This is a genomic window from Oryzifoliimicrobium ureilyticum, assembly GCF_037199735.1.
In the GTDB taxonomy this organism is placed as follows: Bacteria; Pseudomonadota; Alphaproteobacteria; order Rhizobiales; family Rhizobiaceae; genus Rhizobium; species Rhizobium ureilyticus.
On record NZ_JBBBVQ010000052.1, the window covers coordinates 1 to 6,868 of the forward strand.

The 6,868-nt window shown below is 55.3% G+C and carries 7 protein-coding genes and 1 pseudogene; 5 read left to right on the forward strand and 3 right to left on the reverse strand.

What is annotated here, in order from left to right; all coding sequences use genetic code 11:
- The 5 genes and pseudogenes from VQ830_RS28385 to VQ830_RS28405 all read left to right on the forward strand — a co-directional run.
- Positions 1 to 341: pseudogene (locus tag VQ830_RS28385) on the forward strand (hypothetical protein); the annotation flags it as partial.
- A 178-nt stretch (positions 342 to 519) separates the two neighbouring features.
- On the forward strand, positions 520 to 816 hold the full coding sequence (locus VQ830_RS28390; RefSeq protein WP_337271493.1) for a co-chaperone GroES: 297 nt from the start codon (positions 520 to 522) through the stop codon (positions 814 to 816).
- A 65-nt stretch (positions 817 to 881) separates the two neighbouring features.
- Positions 882 to 2,507 carry a chaperonin GroEL gene (groL, locus tag VQ830_RS28395; protein ID WP_337271494.1) on the forward strand — a complete coding sequence of 542 codons (1,626 nt, stop codon included), beginning with the start codon at positions 882 to 884 and terminating at the stop codon, positions 2,505 to 2,507.
- Positions 2,508 to 2,556: 49 nt separating this feature from the next.
- Entirely contained in the window at positions 2,557 to 2,946 is a 390-nt protein-coding gene (locus VQ830_RS28400) for a hypothetical protein (RefSeq protein WP_337271495.1), read from the forward strand.
- Between the two features lie 635 nt (positions 2,947 to 3,581).
- The gene (locus tag VQ830_RS28405; RefSeq protein ID WP_337271496.1) at positions 3,582 to 3,911 is read left to right on the forward strand and encodes a hypothetical protein; all 330 of its coding nucleotides are present in this window, start codon (positions 3,582 to 3,584) and stop codon (positions 3,909 to 3,911) included.
- 727 nt (positions 3,912 to 4,638) lie between these two features.
- Here VQ830_RS28405 and VQ830_RS28410 read toward each other — a convergent pair.
- From VQ830_RS28410 to tnpB, 3 genes are all read right to left on the reverse strand, one after another.
- Entirely contained in the window at positions 4,639 to 4,806 is a 168-nt protein-coding gene (locus tag VQ830_RS28410; protein WP_337271497.1) for a hypothetical protein, read from the reverse strand.
- 107 nt (positions 4,807 to 4,913) lie between these two features.
- Positions 4,914 to 6,533, reverse strand: coding sequence for an IS66 family transposase (gene tnpC, locus VQ830_RS28415; RefSeq protein ID WP_337271498.1), 1,620 nt, complete (start codon positions 6,531 to 6,533; stop codon positions 4,914 to 4,916).
- Positions 6,534 to 6,608: 75 nt separating this feature from the next.
- On the reverse strand, positions 6,609 to 6,803 hold the full coding sequence (gene tnpB, locus VQ830_RS28940; protein WP_438618915.1) for an IS66 family insertion sequence element accessory protein TnpB: 195 nt from the start codon (positions 6,801 to 6,803) through the stop codon (positions 6,609 to 6,611).
- Positions 6,804 to 6,868 lie beyond the last annotated feature (65 nt).

Genomic DNA, 6,868 nt, shown 5'->3' on the forward strand with positions numbered 1-6,868 from the left:
CAATCTGTCCGGCGGAAAGAAGAACTTTGCCGATCGGCGCGATTGCCGGTCAAAACATAACCGAACCCAAGGAAAAGCCGCCAAATGGTGGTGTTCTGCCCCTTGAGTTCTTTCATTGGAGTACAACCATGACAATCGACCGCGCCAGTGTGAGAACAATTCCCAAGCCATGGGGTCTTGATCTCGGGCCATGGGCACCGAAAAGCCATCAGGATAGCCCCGTCGCCGGTCTACTCACCGCCGTTCGCAATGGGTCATTCATGGAGATCGCTTCATTAAAGGAGGGACGACCTTCCTCGTCGCGTTCGCTGTTATGGCTGGCGCGGAGTTGCCGCATATGATTCCACAATATTCAGGTCGGAACGAATACGATAACTCCGTCGAGTTCGGTCGTGCCGCGCGTTACTTCATCTCGGCTGGCCGCCAGATACGAATTCTCTGGCACTCTCATCATTAGACTGCTAACGTACATTATCGGGAACGGCCATTGGGTTTCGCTCCCGTCGAAGGATCCCAAAAATGTTAACTACTGTTTTCCGGCCGTTGCACGACCGGGTCGTCGTGCGTCGCATCGAGGCCAAAGATAAAACCAAGGGCGGGATTATCATTCCAGACACGGCCAAGGAAAAGCCAGCTGAAGGCGAAATCGTTGCCGTGGGGTCCGGTACCCGCGACGAAAGTGGCAACCTCAACCCGCTTGATGTGAAAGTCGGCGACCGCATCATATTCGGAAAGTGGTCCGGCACCGAGATCAAGTTCAACGGCGAGGACCTGTTGATCATGAAGGAAGCTGACGTCATGGGCGTGGTCGCCTGACTTTCGATCACATTGCTTTCTCGTTTTCATGAAGTCCACAGGGCGACGAGCCCGGGAGTGTTTCAATGTCTGCCAAACAAATCATATTCGGCCGTGATGCGCGCGAAAAGCTGCTGCGTGGCGTCGATGTTCTTGCCGACGCGGTCAAGGTGACGCTGGGGCCTAAGGGCCGCAACGTGGTGATCGACAAGTCCTACGGCGCGCCGCGCATCACCAAGGACGGCGTCACCGTCGCCAAGGAAATCGAACTCGACGACAAACTTGAGAACATGGGCGCCCAAATGGTGCGCGAAGTGGCATCAAAAACCAACGATGTTGCCGGCGACGGCACAACCACTGCAACCGTTCTTGCTCAAGCTATCGTTCGCGAAGGCAGCAAGGCCGTTGCGGCTGGCATGAACCCGATGGATCTGAAGCGCGGCATCGACCTTGCCGTCGCAGCCGTCGTCGAGGACCTGCTGGCCAAGGCCAAAAAGATCAACACATCAGAGGAAATCGCCCAGGTCGGTACTATTTCGGCGAATGGCGAAAAGGAGATTGGTCAATATATCGCCGATGCGATGCAGAAGGTCGGCAATGAGGGTGTGATCACCGTCGAGGAAGCCAAAACCGCCGAGACCGAACTCGAAGTTGTCGAAGGCATGCAGTTCGACCGCGGATATCTCAGCCCCTATTTCGTCACCAATGCCGAAAAGATGGTCGCTGAGCTGGAAGATGCCTACGTGTTGCTGCACGAGAAGAAGCTTTCCAATCTCCAGGCTATGCTGCCGATCCTCGAAGCTGTCGTCCAGACTGGCAAACCACTCCTGATCATCTCCGAGGACGTCGAAGGCGAAGCGCTTGCGACGCTTGTTGTCAACAAGCTGCGCGGTGGCCTGAAGATCGCTGCCGTCAAGGCTCCGGGTTTCGGTGACCGTCGCAAGGCGATGCTCGAAGATCTTGCCATTCTGACCGGTGGCACCGTGATCTCCGAGGATCTCGGTATCAAGCTGGAAACCGTCACGCTTGACATGCTTGGCCGCGCCAAGAAGCTCTCGATCACCAAGGAAGCGACGACCGTCGTCGATGGCGCTGGCACGAAGGGGAATATCGACGGCCGTGTGGCCCAGATCAAGGCGCAAATTGAAGAAACCACTTCTGACTACGATAACGAAAAGCTGCAGGAGCGACTTGCCAAGTTGTCCGGCGGTGTCGCCGTAATTCGTGTCGGCGGTTCGACGGAAATCGAAGTCAAGGAAAAGAAGGACCGCATCGACGACGCGCTGAACGCGACCCGGGCGGCTGTCGAAGAAGGCATCGTTCCCGGCGGTGGCACCGCTCTGCTGCGCGCCTCGATCGTCCTTAATATCAAGGGGGAAAACGACGATCAGAATGCCGGCATCGCCATCATCCGCAAGGCCTTGCAGTCGCTGGTACGCCAGATTGCCGAAAATGCTGGTGACGAAGGCTCGATCGTGGTCGGCCGGATCCTGGAAAGTAACACCGACAATTTCGGTTACAACGCCCAGACGTCTGAGTTCGGCGACATGATCGCCATGGGTATCGTTGATCCGGTCAAGGTGGTACGCACAGCCCTGCAGAATGCGGCTTCCGTTGCCGGCCTTCTCGTGACAACAGAAGTCATGATTGCGGACCTTCCTAGAAAGGACAGCGCAAGCGCCGGCATGCCTGACATGGGCGGAATGATGTAACACTTATTCTAAAATTTGGATCAGTGACCCCCTGTATGAGGAGAATCCGATGGCCGTACAGAACAGCAAGACATCAATATTCGAGCGTTTCAATTCGTATCAGCCCTCCAAGGCGATTCTTGTGTGGGCATGTGCGATGACGGCGGTCGCGACCATCGTCGTCGGCTTTAACTTGGGCGGCTGGGTAAGTAGCGGATCCTCACTACAGGCAGCGACGGCTGCGGGCAAGACGGCCCGTGGAGAGCTTGCCTCAGCCATATGCGTCGAACGCTTCAAGGCTGCCCCAGACGCGACGGGAAAGCTGACCGAGTTTAAGGCTCTTTCAGATAGCTACAAAAAGCGTCAATTCATTGAAGCGGGCGGGTGGGCATCCATGCCCGGGCAAACATCGATCGACAGCGACATCGCCGAAAGCTGCAGCGCGGCGCTCTCTGTCTAGGGTCGTGTTTGATCCTCCGTTAGCTTAGGCGCTCCTGCTGAAGCGCCTCGTTTGGCTCCCTCACTTTGTCGCCTCTGATCGATGAAAAACTTCATCATTATGGGATGGCACCCTTAAGCTTACGTCATAGACGGCCGACAGCGTAAGGACATAACTTCTTGGTATCCTCACCAGGATATGTATCTGGCGTCCCCAATGCCGGTCGACTGAGGGACGCCTTTCTTCTTTCCGCTCGGCTGCCCCAGACGGACCTGCGCTCAGCTCTTAACGGGATCAGAACCGGCGGAGACTGACTCGGATGCGGAGTTAACCGAAACGGAACGCTTTTAAAACGCGCATCAGACAGGCGCCGGCTTCCGTAACGGCATTAGCCATGGCCTGAAGCATGACTATTTAAGCAACGCTTCGGCCTTCGCAACGCTGCCTGAAGCAGGATGCTTCCAATGACGACGTTTAACCAACTGAAGCTTTACACATTTCAAAAGAGATGACCTTATCGAAAGGCTCTCAAAACTCGATAGACATTGATTATTGCCGAATTGAGCGCTCGCCGGCCATTGACAAGGTATCTTCGACAGAACGAGCTTTCGATGCTTGTCATCAGCTTCCAGCGAGTGTGACCAGGAGTTTCGCCCATGAATGCCAAACATAAGAAGATCTACCAAGCGTTGGTGGATGGAGCGACAGACGGGCTATCTGATAAAGCGCTTTTCGACTTTGTTGTGAAGCGTTGCCCCAAGGCATCGAGCAAAAAGATTGTTCGGGCTGCACTGCTTGCCCTGACTGATGCGCATCTTACTGATTGGAATGTCCTGAATACGATCTATGCGCTTGCGATCAAGCACCGTATGGATGAATTGGGCGAAGGTGACTGGGACGAGAACAATGATGCCGGCGAGGATGAAAATCCATCCGTGAAACTCCGATCCGAAACAGCGGTGCCAGGAGACCGGACATTGCGGTAGCGGATATCGTGTTCTGTCGGTTCCGTCCTTTCATTCAATGATCGCGCGTCGGCACGCGCTTAGTCCACATTACCGCAGGCCGAGGTTCAAAGGACCTGCGTCGGCTGCTTGGTTAATACAGACGCCACATTGAATAGAGTCCAATTATGATGATCGATAAGACGACAACCAGAATTATCCGCAGTACGTTGCTGCGGGTCTTTTCTGTTGTTGGTTACTTTGTCCCACAACGCGGATAAACTTGCGCTCCAAGAGGGACAGGGAATTCGCATTTTATGCAGACCATGCTTTGTTCTCCTCAGCATAAAACAATGGCCGCCAATCCACTAAAAAGATCGCTTCGGGACCTTTCGTATCGATACCGGTTCCAATAGGTTGCCGTTTAAGGTCTTGTCAGATTTATCCCGTTCGTTGCAGGCGACACTGATCTGCGGCATTTCACCTCCAGCGGTTTGCATGGTGATGATCTTTACGTCGACTGACATCTCGAATTTGTTTCCCTGCCGGATTATCAGGTTTAAAACACGCACCGCCCCCCGTATATGATCTAGCGTGTCCAGCTGCTCTTCGCGGTGCAACTCTTCATCTATGAGACGAGGTTCGACCTTTCAATGCTGGATAATATGAAGACTTTTGATCGTTTCTGCAGATTTAAGAAATCCTTCCCGCACTTCCGCCTGAGCGACTGGCAGATTATCGATAGCGTTAACCAGTCGCTGTAGATCTATCAGATCGTCATGACCAGCAGCATTTTCGGATAGTCCGAGTTGTTCACGAAGATCCCGGATGAACTTAATTGCTCGTTTGTCATCTTAATCTGGTCGAAGCTTCTTGTTCCTTGGACTTCATTTGCGGCTCTTAATAGCCCGCTCACAAGATTATTTATTGAGCTCATCAGATTTCTCCGAGATACCAACTGCGTTTGTGGTCGCTTCAAGCGAAGATCTCTGCAGCAACTCATGTCAGGTATTTCGCCACACGTGTAAGTTTGATTGTAAGCGGTTAGCCGATGGCGTCAGGCTTGAAGTTCCATGGGATAAGCGCCTCGAGCTCGGAGACTGGCCAGCCTTTCGCGATGCGGGTCAAGGTCTGGGAAAGCCAATCGAGCGGATCGACGTTGTTCATTTTGGCCGTCTGGAGAAGCGTGGCCAACGTCGCCCAAGTCCGTCCACCGCCCTCGCTGCCGGCGAATAGACTGTTCTTTCTCGTAATTGTTTGGGGCCGGATCGCGCGCTCGACGATATTGGAGTCAATTTCGGTCCGTCCGTCCGTCAGGAAGCGCTCCAGTGCTTCGCGCCGGGTAAGCGCGTAACGGATTGCTTCGGCGGTCTTGGACTTGCCAGAGACCTTGCCCAGTTCTTTTTCCCAAAGATCAAAGAGTTTGGAGACGATGGTTGCAGATTTTTCCTGACGCAACATGGAGCGGCTGGCGGCATCCCGACCGCGGACCTCATCCTCGATGCGCCACAGCTCGGTCATTGCGATGATCGTGTCCGTTGCAGCCTTTGAGACACCACTGATGTGGAGGTCGTAAAACTTGCGGCGAAGATGCGCCCAGCATCCTGCGAGCCGGATCGTTTCATTGCTGCCGGCCATGGCACGCGTCTTGGCGAGACTGGTATAAGCCGAGTAGCCGTCAACTTGCAGAATGCCGCTGAATCCGGCGAGATGACGCACCACGCAGTCAGCGCCCCTACTGTCCTCAAACCGATAGGCCACCATTGGCGGGCTGGTTCCGCCATAGGGTCTATCATCGCGAGCATAAGCCCAAAGCCAGGCCTTCGTCGCTTTCCCCGAACCGGGCGCAAAAGTGGGTAAGGTCGTTTCGTCGGCGAAGATCCTTTCACCCTCCTTGACGCGCTCAAGGATGTAATCGGCGCAAATCTGAAGTTCGAAGCCCAGATGCCCCATCCACTGGGCCATCAACGATCGGCTGATCTCGACCCCGTCGCGTAGATAGATTGCCTCCTGCCGGTAAAGCGGAAGGCCGTCGGCGTATTTGGAGACGGCGATATAGGCGAGCAGCCGCTCCGTCGGCAGGCCGCTTTCGACGATGTGCGCCGGTGCCAAAGCCTGGAGCACGCCATCGTGGCCGCGGAAGCTGTATTTGGGGCGGCGCGTCACGATGACCCGGAACTTCGGCGGCACGACATCCAGCCGTTCGGAGCGGTCCTCACCGATCAGGACCTTTTCCAAGCCCACGTATTCAGCAGGGATCTCCGGCTCGATCACTTCCTCGATGCGTTCGAGATGAGCGGCAAAACCCTTGCGCGGACGTGCTGCCCGTTTCGGCTTGTCCTTGGCCGCGTGATCAAACTCGCTCTGGATTGCCGAAAGGCCGGTCTCGACTTCCTCGAAGGCAAAGGACACCTGCTCGTCATTGACACCAAGGCGCAGTCGCTCGGAACGGGTGCCATGTTGGGTACGCTGCAGAACCTTCAGGATCGATGTGAGGTGGGCAATCCGCTCGTTGGCGCTCTTCTCTACCGCCTCCAACCGGGCGATCTCAACTTCAGCGGCTTTCAGTCGGGCTTCTTTCGCAGCCTGTTCGCGCGCCATCGCAAGGACCATCGCTTTCAGCGCGTCAACGTCGTCCGGCAGGTCGCGAGGAGGCAAATCCATGGCAATGAGTAGAGCACAAAAACAGCCGTTTTCCCAACCATTACAGCGGCATGATTCATCTTGCCGCAGCCGCTGTCAGCCCGTCAACGAGGGTCGCCTGACCTTCGTCGGACGGATCTTCTTCCAATCCATTCCAGACAGCAACGCCATCAGTTGAGAATGGTCCAGACGTATCCGTGCCGCCGATATGCCCGGCCAGCAGAAGCCTTGATCTTCCAAGGTTTTCGAATAGAGACAGACCCCGCTGCCGTCCCACCAGACGATACGAATACGATCAGCCCGTTTCGACCGGAAGACGTAAAGCGCGCCATTGAACGGTTATGTGGCGCGCCACA

Coding starts and splice junctions, on each gene's coding strand:
- VQ830_RS28390 (WP_337271493.1), top strand. CDS start 520: ATGTTAACTACTGTTTTCCGGCCGTTGCACGACCGGGTCGTCGTGCGT.
- groL (WP_337271494.1), top strand. CDS start 882: ATGTCTGCCAAACAAATCATATTCGGCCGTGATGCGCGCGAAAAGCTG.
- VQ830_RS28400 (WP_337271495.1), top strand. CDS start 2,557: ATGGCCGTACAGAACAGCAAGACATCAATATTCGAGCGTTTCAATTCG.
- VQ830_RS28405 (WP_337271496.1), top strand. CDS start 3,582: ATGAATGCCAAACATAAGAAGATCTACCAAGCGTTGGTGGATGGAGCG.
- VQ830_RS28410 (WP_337271497.1), bottom strand. CDS start 4,806: ATGAGCTCAATAAATAATCTTGTGAGCGGGCTATTAAGAGCCGCAAAT.
- tnpC (WP_337271498.1), bottom strand. CDS start 6,533: ATGGATTTGCCTCCTCGCGACCTGCCGGACGACGTTGACGCGCTGAAA.